Raw genomic sequence first — 15,551 nt, 5'->3', positions numbered from 1 at the left:
GCAAGTCTACTGTGGGATATGTGGCGACAGCGGCACTTGAACGGGTCAGCCGCAAATCGCATCCAGCATCGCTTCAGGCTCTGGGCGCTGAGTGTAATCGGGGTTGACCTCGGCGTAACGGATCACGCCATCCTGCCCGATCACATAACGCGCCGGCATCGGCAATGTCCAGGACGGATCATCGTTGAAGATCGGCAGGTCATTGCGCAGGTTTTTATACAACTCGATCAGGTAGTCCGGCAACGCGAAGCGCAGCCCGAAGGCGTCGGCCACATCGTTATGGCGGTCACTGAGGATCGGGAATTGCAGGCCGTTGGTGCGCATCGACTTGCGGCTGTTGGCAGCAATCTGCGGCGAGATGGCCACCAGGCTGGCACCGGCCTCCTGCAATGTCGGCAGGAAAGCCTGCAAGGCTTGCAGCTCCAGATTGCAGTAAGGGCACCACACGCCTCGGTAGAACGTCAGCACCAATGGACCTTTGGCCAGCAACTCGGCGGATGACACTGGATGACCGTCGGGATCTTTCAAGGTGAACAGCGGTGCCTTGTCGCCGACTTTCAAGGCTTTGTTCGCCGCGCCCGATGCAATCAGTTCGGCGGTTGCACGCTCCATGACCGGGTGGATATCAGCCGGCGCGTTGTACGGCGGTTTACCGGCCTTGAAGTCGGCTTTGAAGGCATCGAGTTTTGCTTGCAGGGACATGATCGTAATCCTCGTGGACGAAGCCGGTTTGGCTGGGGTCCATGTTGACCTAGGGCAGGTGCGGGCGGAACGCAGGCGGGTGGCATAGGATTCATGTCTGGAGGGAATGGTGAGGCTTTCATCAGGAGCTTTCATCACACTCTGTAAAACAACCGAACGTCGTGCTTCGGTTTTTTGTGCTTGAGTAAAGATAACTCTAGGGTTACTTTTGTTTTTGCCAAGCAAGGAGGCTGGTGGTGCAGAGCAGGCTATTGATCAAGGAGTTGGTGGAAGCGGGTTGGACCCTGGACCGGGTCACTGGTAGTCATCATATCTTCACGCACCGTTACAACCCTTACACCATTCCCGTCCCTCATCCAAAAAAGGATTTACCGATCGGGACGGTCAAGAGCATCAGGAGGCGAGCCGGGCTGAACTGCCCGCCAGCCAGTTACGCAGGAGATCCATAATGCAATATCCAATCTGTATCGAATGGGGCGATGAGAACACCGCCATCGGTATCCAGATCCCCGATATTCCAGGTGCGGTGACTGCCGGGGATACCTTTGAAGAGGCTTACAACGCAGCCGTCGAAATTGCCCACATCATGTTGCAGGAGATGGCTGCAGACGGCGATACGATTCCGATGCCGACTTCGGCGGCATTGCACCGCGGCAATCCTGAATTCGCCGACATGGGCTGGGGCATGCTGGAACTGGACATCTCGCCGTACATGGGCAAGACCGAGAAGGTCAATGTCACGCTGCCCGGCTATGTGATCCAGCGCATCGACCGCTATGTGCGAGAGCACAACGTCAAAAGCCGCTCCTCATTTTTGGCGGATGCGGCGATGGAGAAGCTGGTTCGGCAATGAGTGAGGCCAATCACATCGCAAGCAAGTTCGATTCAACAGGGTTAATGGAGAACCTGTAGGAGCGAGCCTGCTCGCGATGCTGTTGAAGGCTTACGCCGTCGCCAGCGACGCCTTCTGCGAAACACTCAAGAACCGCAACAATGCCAACAGCGGAAACGCACTGCCGACGATCACGATCCACAACCAGCCGCCCTGTTCGTACACCGCGCTGGCCACCGAAGAGCCGAAGGCGCCGCCGATGAAGATGCTGGTCATGTACAGCGCATTCAGGCGGCTGCGGCTTTTGCCGTCGAGGGCGTAGACCGCACGCTGGCCGAGGACCATGTTCATCTGCACGCAGAAATCGAGCACCACGCCGGTCACGGCCAGGCCGATGACGCTGTAGGCCGGATGGATAAATGCCGGTAGAAAACTCAGGCTGGCGAACAGCAGGGCCAGCAGTGACGCGATGCGGGTGTGACCGGCGTCGGCCAGTCGCCCGGCGATCGGGGCGGCAATGGCGCCGATGGCCCCCACCAGCGCGAAAATCGCGATCTCGCTTTGCGATAAACCGTGATTGCGCGCCAGTTCCAGCGGCACGGCGGTCCAGAACAGGCTGAAAGTGGCAAACATGCAACCCTGGTAAAAGGCCCGTTGGCGCAGGACCGGCTGTTTGCGCAACAGCGTCCACAGCGAGCCCAGCAACTGGCCATAGGAAGCGCTGTGATCAGGCTCACGCTTGGGAATGGTCACTGCCAGCACGATGCTGATGGCGGCCATCAACAAGGCGGCAATCACAAACATCGCCCGCCAGCCGAAGTGGTCGGCCACCACACTCGACACCGGCCGGGCCAGCAGAATGCCGAGCAACAAACCGCCCATGATCCCGCCCACCACACGGCCACGGGTTTCTTCCGGCGCCAGGTGCGCGGCCAATGGAATCAGGATCTGCACCGAGACCGAACTGAACCCGACCAACAGCGAAATCAGCAAAAACACGTTCGGCTGATCGGTGAACGCCGCACCCAGCAGGCTGATAATCGCCACCAGCGTGGTGGTGATCATCAATCGGCGGTTCTCCAGCAAATCCCCCAGCGGAACCAGGAAAAACAGCCCCAGCGCATAGCCGATCTGAGTCAGGGAAACGATCAGGCTGGCCATGGTGTTGGACAGGCCAATATCCGGGGCGATCAGGCCGATGATCGGCTGGGCGTAGTAGATGTTGGCAACAATGGCGCCGCAGCAGAAGGCGAACAGCAGCACCATGCCTCGGGTCATTGTCGCGGTGCCGTGGGGCACCTGGATCGCTGGGTTCATAACGGGTCTCGCTGTACGGAATAGAATGCGCGCAGGCTAATGGGCTGGCGGAAACGGCGGAAGCGGGATTGAAGTGATAGCAATCATTCCATTGCGGAATGACTGACGGATGCGTGTGTCGTCCGCCGTTGTGCCTTGCGTCAGAACATCGAGGGTGGATGATACATTCACTTACATTCTGTTCGATAGCGTGCTTATGTTCTTTTACCACGTCCTGTCATCGGAAGGCCGTTCCATGAATGCGATGTTCCGTCACCTGATTCGCGGCGTTTTCACCGGTACATTGATCGGTTTGTGTGCTGCGGGCCTGGCCCAGGCAGAGGATGCGCCGGGCACGCGCATCGGTGTACGCGGCGAGATCACCGGCGTCAGTCCGGACGTTCTGAAAGTCCATGCAAACAGCGGCGAAAACGTGGTGATCAACCTGACCCAGGACACCAAAGTCCGCGCCGTGACCCTGGCCAATATCGAAGACATCAAGCCCGGCAGCTACATCGGCTCCGCGGCTATTCCTCAGGAGGATGGCACCCTCAAGGCCCTGGAGGTCCACGTTTTCCCACCGGAGCTGGCCGGCAGTGGCGACGGTCATCGGCCGTTTGATCTGGTCAAGGGCAGCAGCATGACCAACGGCAGCGTCGGCGACCTGGTGGTGAGCAATGGCCGGGTGCTGACCGTCAACTACAAGGGTGGCCAACAGAAGATCCTGGTGCCCGAAGACGTCCCCATCGTCAACCTGATGCCGGCCGATCGCAGTCTGTTGAAGGTGGGCGTGAAGATCGTGACCTTTGTCACGCAGGGCGCTGACGGCACGCTCACCGCTCAATCCATCTCGGCAGGCAAGGATGGCGTGACGCCGCCGATGTAGCCAACACGTGGCAACCGGCCATCTGAAGAAAAGCCCGCACAGCCCCGGCAGCTAGAATCTACAGGGGGGATCACTTCAATGTGTCCTTACAAGCGGGAGTATCACGATGAAAATCGTAACTTCGCTGGCGTTAGTGGTAGCGGTCGGTTGGATCTCTGGGTGCTCGACAGTGCCTGACAGTCAGGTCACCAGCGTTCCCCTGAATGCTACATCCAACAATCCCGGGAATATTGCCCGGTTGATCATGATGCCCAGTGATAACGCAACAACGTTCTGGGTTGAGGTCAGCGGCGAGAGCATAGGCAGCACATTGCCGGGGCGGTTGACGGCCTACATCTATCCGGGAAGCTGTGGGAACCTGGGTTCGAAACCAGTCTATGACATGAATGACGGTCCAAATGCCCGGTTCTATTCGCAAGCGTCAAACCAGCGCTTCTGGAAAAGCGCACCGGTCGCCGTCGAGACCCTTCGAGCCGGTGGCTACGCCTTGGTCGTGCGTGAAAGCCCGGCCAATGGTCATCAGGCTATTTTCTGCGGCAACCTGAGCTGAAACAGCAGGCACAAAACCTGTGGGAGCGAGCTTGCTCGCGAAGGTCGTGAACGATAACGCGTAAAGCCTGATGCCCAGCGGAGTCCTTGGTCTTTTCGCGAGCAAGCTCGCTCCTACAGTGGGTTGGTGTTGTACCCACAAAAAAGGCGACCTGTGCAGGTCGCCTTTTTCATTGCCGTTCAGTGATCACTTACCGCTGTAGATCTGATCGAAAACCCCGCCATCATTGAAGTGGGTTTTCTGCACGGTGCGCCAGTCGCCGAAGGTTTTCTCTACCGACAGGAAGTCCACTTTCGGGAAACGGTCGGTGTACTTGGCCAAAACAGCCGGGTCACGCGGGCGCAGGTAGTTCGCCGCGGCAATCTCCTGACCTTCCGGCGACCACAGGTACTTCAGGTATTCCTCGGCTGCCGCACGGGTGCCTTTCTTGTCGACGGTTTTGTCGACCACCGACACCGGTGGCTCTGCTTCGGCGGAAACGCTTGGGTAGATGACTTCGAACTGATCGCGGCCGAACTCGCGGGCGATCATTTCCGCTTCGTTTTCGAAGGTCACCAATACGTCGCCAATCTGATTGGTCATGAAGGTGGTGGTGGCGGCACGGCCACCGGTATCCAGGACCGGCGCTTGCTTGAACAGTTTGCCGACAAAGTCTTTGGCCTTGTTTTCGTCGCCGCCGCTTTTCAGCACGTAGCCCCAGGCCGAGAGGTAGGTGTAGCGACCATTACCGGAAGTTTTCGGGTTCGGGACGATAACCTGAACGCCATCCTTGAGCAGGTCCGGCCAGTCTTTCAGGGCTTTCGGGTTGCCCTTGCGCACGATGAACACGGTGGCCGAAGTGAACGGCGCGCTGTTGTTCGGCAGGCGCGTGACCCAGTTGTCCGGGACCAGTTTGCCGTTGTCGGCCAGGGCGTTGATGTCGGTGGCCATGTTCATGGTGATGACATCCGCCGGCAGGCCGTCGATCACCGAGCGCGCCTGTTTGCTGGAGCCGCCGAAGGACATTTGCAGGGTGATGTTTTCGTTGTGCTCGGCTTGCCAGTGTTTCTGGAACGCAGAGTTGTAGTCCTTGTAGAAATCGCGCATCACGTCGTAGGAAACGTTGAGCAGGGTCGGTGCGGCTTGAGCCACGCTGGTCAATGCCAGGCCAGCGGCGAGAAGAGAGGCGCCAAAGAGTTTTTTCACTGCGCAGTCCTTGTTCTGTCATGTAGGAGCTGCCGCAGGCTGCGATCTTTTGATCTTCTGTTTCTAAAAGCAAGATCAAAAGATCGCAGCCTGCGGCAGCTCCTACAGGTTATTTGTTGGTTTCAAAGCACGCGACTATAGCCGGGCATTCATAGTCCTTTAAAGATTAAAAAGCTCTTTGCTTATTCCAGTTTCTTGAATAGTGCATTGCCGCAACGGGAGCAGAACGACGCTTCCTGTTCGTGGCTGTTTTTCGCACACACCGGGCAATTGTGCTGCAACTGACCACCGCGCATGGCGGTGGCCAGTTCGGCGGTGAAGATCCCGGTGGGCACGGCAATGATCGAGTAACCGGTGATCATCACCATCGACGAGATGACCTGGCCCAGGGCGGTCTTGGGCACGATGTCGCCGTAACCGACGGTGGTCAGGGTGACGATCGCCCAGTAGATGCCCTTGGGAATACTGGTGAAGCCATGTTGCGGACCTTCGACCACGTACATCAAGGTGCCGAACACGATGACCAGAGTGCAGACGCTGAGCAGGAACACGAGGATTTTCTGCTTGCTGCCGCGCAAGGCATCGAGCAGGTAATGGGCTTGTTTGAGGTAGGGACCGAGCTTGAGCACGCGGAAGATCCGCAGCATCCGGATGATCCGGATGATCAGCAAGTACTGGGCATCGCTGTAGTACAGCGCGAGGATGCCGGGCACGATGGCCAGCAGATCCACCAGCCCATAGAAACTGAACGCGTAGTGCAGCGGTTTGGGCGAGCAGTACAGGCGCAGGATGTACTCGCCGAGGAAAATGATCGTGAAGCCCCACTCGATGTACGCCAGCAGGCTGGCGTAGTTCTGGTGGACGTCATCGATGCTGTCGAGAATCACCACCACCAGGCTGGCGAGGATGATCAGCAGCAGGGTGGTGTCGAAACGTCGCCCGGCGACGGTGTCGGTCTGGAAAATAATCACGTACAGGCGATTACGCCACGTGTCGTTGCTGATCATGCACATCGCCTTGGCCGCAAATCAGCGCAGCCTAGGTTGATTCTCCCCGGGAGCGCAAGGTGCGCTTTCGACCGTGGCTTTGCCGAGCATTTGCACAACGCAGCGGATCAGCCAGCAGGCAAGAATGAACGGCGCAGTCAGCGTAGGCAGACCGATGGCGGCAAACACCGGCGTCAGCAACAGCGCCAGGCCAATGCCAACCAGCGGCAGCCACGGTTGGCAACGCCGCGAGCTGAAGGCGAGGGCGGCCAGCACGGCGTTATAGCCACCGAGGCCGAGCAGTGCGGTGTAGAAATCGTGGTGCAGCAGGCTCCAGCCCATGCCCGCGACAGACGCCAGCAATGCCCAGCAAAATGCGCGGCGATCGGTGATCAGCAAACCGGCGGCAATCATCGCACCGGCCAGCGGATGACCGAGGAACATCACCTGGCCGATGCCTTTGAGTGGTGCGGCGAGCATGTTCAGCGTGCTGACTTCGATCAAATGCGGCTCTGTCGAGGGCGTGGCGAAGCACAGCAGCAACCAGCCCAGCCCGACGAAGGGCGCGGTGTAGGCTGGCAGGCATTGGCTGAACCGGACGCGCTTGAGCCACTGCTGGGTGATCATCGCACTCAGACCGCCGGCGGCCAGAATCAGTGGCGGCATCATCGCCGACCAGGGGAAGTACAGGCTCAGCAACAGACCGAGCAGAACGCCGTTGTAGCTGAACAATCCGGCCTGACGGTCAGCCTTGGCATAGTTGCGGCGTTGCGCGGTGAGCAACCCGGCGACACCGCCGAGCAAGGCGCCGCCGAGCAAGGCGGGCGCAGTGAACAGGATGGCCAGGACGCACAGCAGGCCGCACAGCGGATTGCGCTGGAGGAAGATCTGGCTGAAGCCGTTGAGCAATGCTTCGGCCCAGTCGGGGCAGTGGGTGTTGAAATGGTTGGCAGGCATGATGAAGTCTGTGGTGTTTCCAGTGATTCGTGTCGCCTGCTTCGCGAGCAAGCCCGCTCCCACATTGAATCTTTGTTCAGTCATTGATTCTGTGGTGCACACAGATCAACTGTGGGAGCGGGCTTGCTCGCGAAGAGGCCAGTTCAAGCGCTAGATCAATGTCTCGATACGCAAAGAGTTAGTCGATCCCGGCTGCCCAAACGGCACACCGGCGGTGATCAATAACGTGTCGCCACGCTGCGCCATGCCCTGGGCCTGGGCGATCTCCAGCGCTGTGGAGCAGACTTCATCGACCTGACGCAGGCGATCGTTGACCACCGAGTGCACGCCCCACGCCACACTCAGGCGACGGGCGGTCTGCAGGTTCGGTGTCAGGTTGAGGATCGGCACCGTCGGCCGCTCCCGCGCCGCACGCAGGCTCGACGCGCCGGACTCGCTGTAGTTCACCAGCACCGCCACCGGCAGCACGTTGCTGATACGGCGAATGGCGCAGCTGATCGCGTCGGAAACAGTCGCCTCGGCTTTTGGCCGGCTGACGTCGAGTTGAGTCTGATAGTCCGGACCGTTTTCCACCTGGCGGATGATCTTGCTCATCATCTGCACGGCTTCAAGCGGGTATTCGCCGGACGCGGTTTCTGCCGACAGCATCACCGCGTCCGCACCTTCGGCCACGGCGTTGGCCACATCGGTGACTTCGGCGCGGGTTGGCGCGGGCGAGAAGCGCATCGACTCCAGCATCTGCGTGGCCACCACCACCGGCTTACCGAGCTGGCGGCAGGTGCTGATGATGTTCTTTTGAATCTGCGGCACGCTTTCGGCCGGCACTTCCACGCCCAGGTCACCACGGGCGACCATGATCGCATCGCTCAATTCGGCGATCTCGCGCAGTTGTTCGACGGCCGAGGGCTTCTCGATCTTGGCCATCAGGAAGGCCTTGTCGCCGATCAGGGTGCGGGCTTCGCGAATGTCGTCCGGACGTTGCACGAACGACAGCGCCACCCAGTCCACCCCCAGCTCCAGACCGAAGGTCAAGTCGCGGCGATCCTTGGCGGTCAGCGGGCTCAGGTCGAGCACCGCTTGCGGTACGTTCACGCCTTTACGGTCCGACAGTTCGCCGCCATTGAGCACGGTGGTGTCGATGGCGTCGGCGTACTTGGTCACCACCCGCAGACGCAACTTGCCGTCGTCCAGCAGCAGGTCCATGCCCGGCTCCAGGGCCGCGATGATTTCCGGGTGTGGCAGGTTGACCCGGCGCTCATCGCCCGGCGTGGCATCGAGGTCCAGGCGCAAGGCCTGGCCACGCACCAGTTGCACTTTGCCTTCGGCGAACTTGCCGACCCGCAGTTTCGGGCCTTGCAGGTCCATCAGAATGCCCAATGGATAATTCAGCTGGCGCTCGACTTCACGAATCCACTGAAAACGCTGGGCGTGGTCGGCGTGATCGCCATGGCTGAAGTTCAGGCGGAAGATGTTGACCCCGGCCAGCACCAGTTCGCGGATGTCGTCGATCCCGTCGATGGCCGGGCCGAGCGTGGCGAGGATTTTGACCTTTTTGTCAGGCGTCATGTTTAGTGCTCTCGAGGATCAGGATGGCGCGGAAGTCATTGACGTTGGTGCGGGTCGGCTCGGTAACGATCAGGGCGTCGAGAGCCTCGAAATAGCCGTAGCCATTGTTGTTGTCCAACTCGTCGCTGGCGCTCAGGCCCATTGCTGCGGCGCGGGCGTAGCTGTCCGGGGTCATGATCGCGCCGGCGTTGTCTTCGGAACCGTCGATGCCATCGGTATCGCCGGCCAGGGCATACACGCCGGGCAGGCCCTTGAGGCTGTCGGTCAGGCTCAGCAGGAACTCGGCATTGCGCCCGCCACGGCCGTTGCCGCGTACGGTGACGGTGGTTTCGCCGCCCGAGAGAATCACGCAGGGCGCAGCCAGTGGCTGGCCATGCAGCACGATTTGTCGCGCGATGCCGGCGTGGACTTTCGCCACCTCGCGGGATTCGCCTTCCAGGTCGCCGAGGATCAGCGGACTGAACCCGGCCTGACGGCATTTCACCGCCGCCGCTTCAAGCGATTGTTGCGGGCGGGCGATCAACTGGAAATGACTGCGGGCCAGGCTCGGATCACCGGGTTTGACCGTCTCCGATTCCGGGCTTTGCAGCCAACTGCGCACCGAGGCTGGAACCTCGATGGCGTAGCGTTTGAGGATCGCCAGGGCTTCGGCGGAAGTGCTCGGGTCGGCTACGGTGGGACCGGAGGCAATGACCGTGGCGAGGTCGCCCGGTACATCGGAAATCGCGTAGGTGTAAACCGTGGCAGGCCAGCAGGCTTTGCCCAGGCGGCCGCCCTTGATTGCCGAGAGGTGCTTGCGCACGCAGTTCATTTCGCCGATGGTCGCGCCGGACTTGAGCAGGGCTTTGTTGATCGACTGCTTGTCGGCCAGGGTGATGCCTTCAGCCGGCAGTGCCAGCAGGGCAGAGCCACCGCCGGAGAGCAGGAAGATCACGCGGTCGTTTTCGCTGAGGTCGCTGACCAGCTCGAGCACACGCTTGGCCACGGCCAGGCCGGCGGCGTCCGGTACCGGATGCGCGGCTTCGACCACTTCGATTTTTTCGCATGGAGCGCCGTGACCGTAACGGGTCACCACCAGGCCTGACACTTCGCCCTGCCAGCAGCGCTCGACCACCTGGGCCATGGCGGCTGCGGCTTTGCCGGCGCCAATGACGATTACGCGTCCGCTGCGGTCGGCGGGCAAATGGGCTTCGAGGACTTGTTGCGGATGCGCCGCGTCGATGGCTGTGGCAAACAGCTCGCGCAGCAATTGTTGCGGATCGACCGACATGGCGGGCTCCCGGAATTCTTGTTATTTGAAGGGCAACTCGGGTCCCTGTAGGAGCGAGCCTGCTCGCGATAGCGGTGGATCAGTCAACATGATGTTGAATGTCAGGACCTCATCGCGAGCAGGCTCACTCCTACAGGTTTGATGCAGGTTGGGGCAGGGCTTACTTCTTATCGCGAATCGAGAAGTTCGCCATGTGTTCCAGGCCCTTGATCAGCGCCGAGTGGTCCCAGTTGCTGCCACCGATGGCCGCGCAGGTGCTGAACACTTGCTGGGTGTTGGCGGTGTTCGGCAGGTTGATGTTCAGCTCCTTGGCGCCTTGCAGGGCCAGGTTCAGGTCCTTCTGGTGCAGGCTGATACGGAAGCCTGGATCGAAAGTACCTTTGATCATGCGCTCGCCGTGCACTTCGAGGATCTTCGACGAAGCGAAGCCGCCCATCAGCGCTTCACGTACCTTGGCCGGATCGGCACCGTTTTTCGAAGCGAACAGCAGGGCTTCGGCCACGGCCTGGATGTTCAGGGCCACGATGATCTGGTTGGCCACTTTGGCGGTTTGACCGTCACCGTTGCCACCGACCAGGGTGATGTTCTTGCCCATGGCCTGGAACAGCGGCAGGGCGCGTTCGAAGGCGTCGGCATCGCCGCCGACCATGATGCTCAGGGTCGCAGCCTTGGCGCCGACTTCACCACCGGACACCGGCGCATCGAGGTACTGCGCGCCTTTTTCGTTGATTTTGGCCGCGAAAGCCTTGGTGGCGGTCGGCGAGATCGAACTCATGTCGATCACGACTTTGCCTTTGCTGACACCGGCAGCAACGCCATCGGCGCGGAACAGCACGTCATCGACCTGCGGGGTATCCGGCACCATGACGATGATGAATTCAGCTTCCTGGGCGACTTCTTTCGGGTTAGCCAGGGCAACGGCGCCAGCGGCGACCAGGTCGGCAGGCGCAGGGTCGTGGTGCGCCGACAGGAACAGGCTGTGACCGGCTTTTTGCAGGTTCGCTGCCATTGGGTGGCCCATGATGCCGGTGCCGATAAATCCGATTTTAGCCATGAGAAAATCCTCTTGTTTTTGTTGCTGCTGTAGGAGCGAGCTTGCTCGCGAAGGGCTATCTATCGAAACCGGTGTGCCTGACACACCATCGCGAGCAAGCTCGCTCCTACACAGGGTTCATTGTCAGATCGCGTTATGGGTTTTCAACCAGCCCAGGCCCGCTTCGGTCGTGGTCAGCGGCTTGTATTCGCAGCCGACCCAGCCCTGGTAACCGATGCGGTCCAGGTGTTCGAACAGGAAGCGGTAGTTGATTTCACCGGTACCTGGTTCGTTGCGTCCCGGGTTGTCCGCGAGCTGCACATGGTTGATCTCGCCCAGGTGCGATTGCAGGGTACGGGCCAGGTCGCCTTCCATGATTTGCATGTGGTAGATGTCGTATTGCAGGAACAGGTTGGCGCTGCCGACCTGCTCGCGAATCGACAGGGCTTGCGCCGTGTTGTTCAGGTAGAAGCCCGGGATGTCACGGGTGTTGATCGCTTCCATCACCAGTTTGATTCCCGCCGCTTGCAGCTTGTCGGCCGCGTACTTGAGGTTGGCGACGAAAGTTTTCTCCACGGTGGCATCGTCAAAGCCCTGCGGACGAATACCGGCCAGGCAGTTGACCTGGGTGTTGCCCAGTACCTGCGCGTAAGCAATGGCCAGATCGACACCGGCACGGAACTCTTCGACCCGGTCCGGCAGGCAAGCGATACCGCGTTCGCCCTTGCCCCAGTCACCGGCCGGCAGGTTGAACAGCACTTGGGTCAGACCGTTGGCGTCGAGTTGAGCCTTGATTTCGGCGGAGCTGAAGTCGTACGGGAACAGATATTCGACACCATTGAAACCGGCCTTGGCGGCCGCTTCGAAACGGGCGAGAAAGTCCTGTTCGGTGAACAGCATGGACAGGTTGGCTGCGAAACGCGGCATGGTGGTCTCCTGTAAAAATATGGGCCTGTAGCAGCTGCCGAGGCACGAGGCTGCGTTGCGTGTCCGCAGGACCGCCGTCGGGGGCCGCTTCGCAGCCCAACGCAGCCTCGTACCTCGGCAGCTGCTACAAGTGTCAGGACATCTTAATCAAGCAACGAAATCGCAGTCGGTGCGTCGTCGCCGACCAGCGCCAGGTCTTCGAATTCGTTGACGGCGTTGATCTCGGTGCCCATGGAAATGTTGGTCACGCGCTCCAGGATGATCTCGACGATCACTGGAACCTTGAACTCTTCGATCAGCTCCTGGGCCTTGCGCAGGGCAGGCTGGATCTGAGCCGGTTCGAATACGCGCAGTGCCTTGCAGCCGAGGCCTTCGGCCACCGCGACGTGGTCCACACCGTAGCCGTTGAGTTCAGGCGCGTTCAGGTTGTCGAAGGACAACTGCACGCAGTAGTCCATGTCGAAACCTCGCTGCGCCTGACGGATCAGACCCAGGTACGAGTTGTTCACCACAACATGAATGTAGGGCAGCTTGAACTGCGCGCCCACCGCCAGTTCCTCGATCATGAACTGGAAGTCATAGTCCCCCGACAGGGCCACGACTTTACGGTTCGGATCAGCCTTGACCACGCCCAGCGCTGCCGGAATGGTCCAGCCCAACGGGCCTGCCTGACCGCAGTTGATCCAGTGGCGAGGTTTGTAGACGTGCAGGAACTGCGCGCCGGCAATCTGCGACAGACCGATGGTGCTGACGTAGCAGGTGTCTTTACCGAACACCTGGTTCATCTCTTCGTATACACGTTGCGGTTTGACCGGCACGTTGTCGAAGTGAGTCTTGCGCTGCAGGCTGGCTTTACGCTGCTGGCAGTCTTGCAGCCAGGCACTGCGGTTCTTCAGTTTGCCGGCGGCTTGCCATTCGCGAGCGACTTCGATGAACACGGTCAACGCGGCAGCGGCGTCGGAAACGATGCCCAGGTCCGGGGTGAATACGCGGCCGATTTGGGTCGGTTCGATGTCGACGTGAATGAACTTGCGGCCTTCGGTGTACACATCGACCGAACCGGTGTGGCGGTTAGCCCAACGGTTGCCCACGCCCAGAATCACGTCGGATTTCAGCATGGTTGCGTTGCCGTAGCGGTGCGAAGTCTGCAAGCCAACCATGCCCACCATCAGTGGGTGATCGTCCGGGATCGCGCCCCAGCCCATCAGGGTCGGGATCACCGGAATGCCGGTCAGCTCGGCGAACTCCACCAGCAGGTCGGCGGCATCGGCGTTGATAATGCCGCCACCGGCCACCAGCAATGGACGCTCGGCCTGGTCCAGCATGGCCAAGGCTTTTTCAACCTGGACGCGGGTAGCGCTCGGCTTGGCCAGAGGCAGTGGTTGGTAAGCGTCGATGTCGAATTCGATTTCGGCCATCTGCACGTCGAACGGCAGGTCGATCAGCACCGGGCCTGGACGGCCGGAGCGCATTTCATAGAAGGCCTTCTGGAACGCATAAGGCACTTGGCCCGGTTCCATGACGGTGGTCGACCACTTGGTGACTGGCTTGACGATGGTGGTGATATCGACAGCCTGGAAGTCTTCCTTGTGCATACGGGCGCGGGGTGCCTGGCCTGTGATGCAGAGGATAGGAATCGAGTCGGCCGAGGCGCTGTAGAGCCCGGTGACCATGTCGGTGCCGGCAGGGCCGGAGGTGCCGATGCACACGCCGATGTTGCCGGCCTTGGTGCGGGTGTAGCCCTCGGCCATGTGCGAGGCGCCTTCAACGTGGCGAGCGAGTACGTGATCGATGCCGCCGACCTTTTGCAGGGCGGAGTACAGCGGGTTGATGGCGGCACCCGGGATGCCAAAAGCGGTATCGACCCCTTCACGGCGCATCACCAGAACGGCGGCTTCGATTGCTCTCATTTTGCTCATGGTTTTGTGCCTCTTTACGTTTTGTAATTGTATACAAGTGGCTTTGCGCAGAGTGTATTCACGGCGGACGGCGCAGGTCAATCCATTTTCTCAAGCGCTTGTTTCATTCGTCGGAAGCCCGTTCTACTGTGGCTTTTCGTCGCATGTGGCGCCTTTCGATAATTATTGTATACAAAAAAATAATTCATTGTGTTCTATTTGTCGCATCGGGCTGCGACGAAAACGCGCGGCACAAGTGCGCAGCCCACCGACTTTCCGAAAAACAAAATGAGGACGGCACCATGAGCGCTTTAACCTTGAAAGTCGCAGTCAACCTGGTCAACGAGGCCATCAACGCAGGGCGTGCAATCTGCGCGGCACCCTTGACCATCGCGGTACTGGATGCCGGCGGGCATCTGATCACCCTGCAGCGCGAAGACGGCGCCAGCCTGCTGCGCCCGCACGTCGCCATCGGCAAAGCCTGGGGCGCCATCGCGCTGGGCAAGGGCTCACGCCTGCTGGCACTGGACGCCCAGCAACGCCCGGCGTTTATCGCCGCGTTGAACAGCCTGGGGCAGGGCAGTGTCGTGCCGGCACCGGGTGGTGTGCTGGTTCGGGATCAGGACGGCAACGTGCTGGGGGCGGTGGGGATCAGCGGCGATCTGTCGGATGTTGATGAGCAGTGCGCGATCACTGCCATCGAGGTGTTGGGGTTGGTGGCGGATGCGGGGGTAGCAGCTTGATCTGCGCCGACTGAACTATCGCTTTCGCGAGCAAGCCCGCTCCCACATTGGATTTTTTGCGTACACAAACTTTGTGAACGTCAGCGATCAAGTGTGGGAGCGGGCTTGCTCGCGAAGGCGATCTCTCAGACACATCCAGCTAAAGCTCTACCCCATAGGCCCGTAGCCGCTGAACTAGCCTTTTCATGACCTCAACATGAGAGAGGGCAAGGGAATGCCTAAGCTGTCAGCATCACACCGCCTGCGTATCGGCCGCTACGCCGAGCAAAACCGCATCTATCTACTGACTGCCAACACACTAAAGCGAGAGCTCGTTTTCAGGGATTACCCCTTGGGCAGGTTGGTGGTGCATCAGTTCAGGCAAGCGCAGAGTGAGGGATTTGCCGAGTCGTTGGCCTGGGTGGTCATGCCCGATCATTTCCACTGGTTAATACAATTGCAAAGAGGATCGCTGGCGCAACTCATGTGCCAGACGAAGTCATTGAGTACTCGTGCAATCAACAGTGCAACTGGCAGAACGGGGAGTCTCTGGCAACCGAGCTTTCATGACCGTGCGCTGAGAAAAGAAGAGGATTTGGTAAAGCTGGCTCGATATGTTGTGGCTAACCCATTGCGGGCAGGGCTGGTCGGGAAGCTTGGTGATTATCCATTGTGGGATGCGATCTGGGTTTGATCTAAAACCGGGTTGCCGCCATTCGCGAGCAAGCCCGCTCCCACATT

Annotated in this window: 16 protein-coding genes; 6 read left to right on the top strand and 10 right to left on the bottom strand. The window is 60.0% G+C overall.

Features of this window, described 5'->3' with window-relative positions; genetic code table 11:
* Positions 1–45: 45 nt before the first annotated feature.
* Positions 46–702, bottom strand: a complete 657-nt coding sequence (locus tag ACEN8Z_RS23855; protein WP_495595870.1) for a peroxiredoxin-like family protein — start codon at positions 700–702, stop codon at positions 46–48.
* Positions 703–938: 236 nt separating this feature from the next.
* Here ACEN8Z_RS23855 and ACEN8Z_RS23850 point away from each other — a divergent pair, with 236 nt between their 5' ends.
* Both ACEN8Z_RS23850 and ACEN8Z_RS23845 read left to right on the top strand, forming a co-directional pair.
* Positions 939–1,151, top strand: a complete 213-nt coding sequence (locus ACEN8Z_RS23850) for a type II toxin-antitoxin system HicA family toxin (protein ID WP_108231325.1) — start codon at positions 939–941, stop codon at positions 1,149–1,151.
* Positions 1,151–1,555, top strand: a complete 405-nt coding sequence (locus tag ACEN8Z_RS23845; RefSeq protein ID WP_007983297.1) for a type II toxin-antitoxin system HicB family antitoxin — start codon at positions 1,151–1,153, stop codon at positions 1,553–1,555. The genes ACEN8Z_RS23850 and ACEN8Z_RS23845 overlap by 1 nt, the downstream gene beginning before the upstream one ends.
* Before the next feature lie 90 nt (positions 1,556–1,645).
* Here ACEN8Z_RS23845 and ACEN8Z_RS23840 read toward each other — a convergent pair whose 3' ends face one another.
* Positions 1,646–2,851, bottom strand: a complete 1,206-nt coding sequence (locus tag ACEN8Z_RS23840; RefSeq protein ID WP_495595869.1) for an MFS transporter — start codon at positions 2,849–2,851, stop codon at positions 1,646–1,648.
* 235 nt (positions 2,852–3,086) lie between these two features.
* Between ACEN8Z_RS23840 and ACEN8Z_RS23835 the strand changes: the two genes are divergently transcribed.
* Positions 3,087–3,716 carry a hypothetical protein gene (locus ACEN8Z_RS23835; RefSeq protein ID WP_495595868.1) on the top strand — a complete coding sequence of 210 codons (630 nt, stop codon included), beginning with the start codon at positions 3,087–3,089 and terminating at the stop codon, positions 3,714–3,716.
* 106 nt (positions 3,717–3,822) lie between these two features.
* Positions 3,823–4,266: a hypothetical protein gene (locus ACEN8Z_RS23830; RefSeq protein WP_495595867.1), complete on the top strand. Its 444-nt coding sequence runs from the start codon at positions 3,823–3,825 to the stop codon at positions 4,264–4,266.
* Positions 4,267–4,452: 186 nt separating this feature from the next.
* Here the strand turns inward: ACEN8Z_RS23830 and ACEN8Z_RS23825 are convergent, their stop codons facing one another.
* The 8 genes from ACEN8Z_RS23825 to gcl all read right to left on the bottom strand — a co-directional run bounded on the left by ACEN8Z_RS23825 (position 4,453) and on the right by gcl (position 14,109).
* Complete coding sequence (locus tag ACEN8Z_RS23825) at positions 4,453–5,451, bottom strand: sulfate ABC transporter substrate-binding protein (protein WP_495595866.1); 999 nt, start codon at positions 5,449–5,451, stop codon at positions 4,453–4,455.
* Between the two features lie 182 nt (positions 5,452–5,633).
* Positions 5,634–6,458: an ion transporter gene (locus ACEN8Z_RS23820; protein WP_007983287.1), complete on the bottom strand. Its 825-nt coding sequence runs from the start codon at positions 6,456–6,458 to the stop codon at positions 5,634–5,636.
* Between the two features lie 21 nt (positions 6,459–6,479).
* Entirely contained in the window at positions 6,480–7,394 is a 915-nt protein-coding gene (locus ACEN8Z_RS23815; RefSeq protein ID WP_495595865.1) for an urea transporter, read from the bottom strand.
* A gap of 150 nt (positions 7,395–7,544) precedes the next feature.
* Positions 7,545–8,960 carry a pyruvate kinase gene (gene pyk, locus ACEN8Z_RS23810; protein WP_007983282.1) on the bottom strand — a complete coding sequence of 472 codons (1,416 nt, stop codon included), beginning with the start codon at positions 8,958–8,960 and terminating at the stop codon, positions 7,545–7,547.
* Entirely contained in the window at positions 8,950–10,230 is a 1,281-nt protein-coding gene (locus ACEN8Z_RS23805; protein ID WP_007998049.1) for a glycerate kinase type-2 family protein, read from the bottom strand. Before ACEN8Z_RS23805 ends, pyk begins: the two co-directional genes overlap by 11 nt.
* Positions 10,231–10,390: 160 nt before the next feature.
* Positions 10,391–11,284, bottom strand: a complete 894-nt coding sequence (locus ACEN8Z_RS23800; protein WP_116263121.1) for a 2-hydroxy-3-oxopropionate reductase — start codon at positions 11,282–11,284, stop codon at positions 10,391–10,393.
* 123 nt (positions 11,285–11,407) lie between these two features.
* Positions 11,408–12,190 carry a hydroxypyruvate isomerase gene (gene hyi, locus ACEN8Z_RS23795; RefSeq protein ID WP_116263120.1) on the bottom strand — a complete coding sequence of 261 codons (783 nt, stop codon included), beginning with the start codon at positions 12,188–12,190 and terminating at the stop codon, positions 11,408–11,410.
* Positions 12,191–12,333: 143 nt separating this feature from the next.
* The gene (gene gcl / locus ACEN8Z_RS23790; protein WP_495595864.1) at positions 12,334–14,109 is read right to left on the bottom strand and encodes a glyoxylate carboligase; all 1,776 of its coding nucleotides are present in this window, start codon (positions 14,107–14,109) and stop codon (positions 12,334–12,336) included.
* Positions 14,110–14,390: 281 nt separating this feature from the next.
* On the opposite strand from gcl, the gene ACEN8Z_RS23785 reads away from it, so the two are divergent.
* Positions 14,391–14,831, top strand: coding sequence for a GlcG/HbpS family heme-binding protein (locus tag ACEN8Z_RS23785; RefSeq protein ID WP_495595863.1), 441 nt, complete (start codon positions 14,391–14,393; stop codon positions 14,829–14,831).
* Positions 14,832–15,045: 214 nt separating this feature from the next.
* Positions 15,046–15,504: an REP-associated tyrosine transposase gene (locus ACEN8Z_RS23780; RefSeq protein ID WP_495598186.1), complete on the top strand. Its 459-nt coding sequence runs from the start codon at positions 15,046–15,048 to the stop codon at positions 15,502–15,504.
* Positions 15,505–15,551: the final 47 nt, after the last annotated feature.

The sequence above is a fragment of the Pseudomonas sp. Pseusp10 genome, from assembly GCF_059492225.1.
Note: the sequence above shows the minus strand (reverse complement) of the source record. Positions and strands in the feature narration are given on the sequence as shown.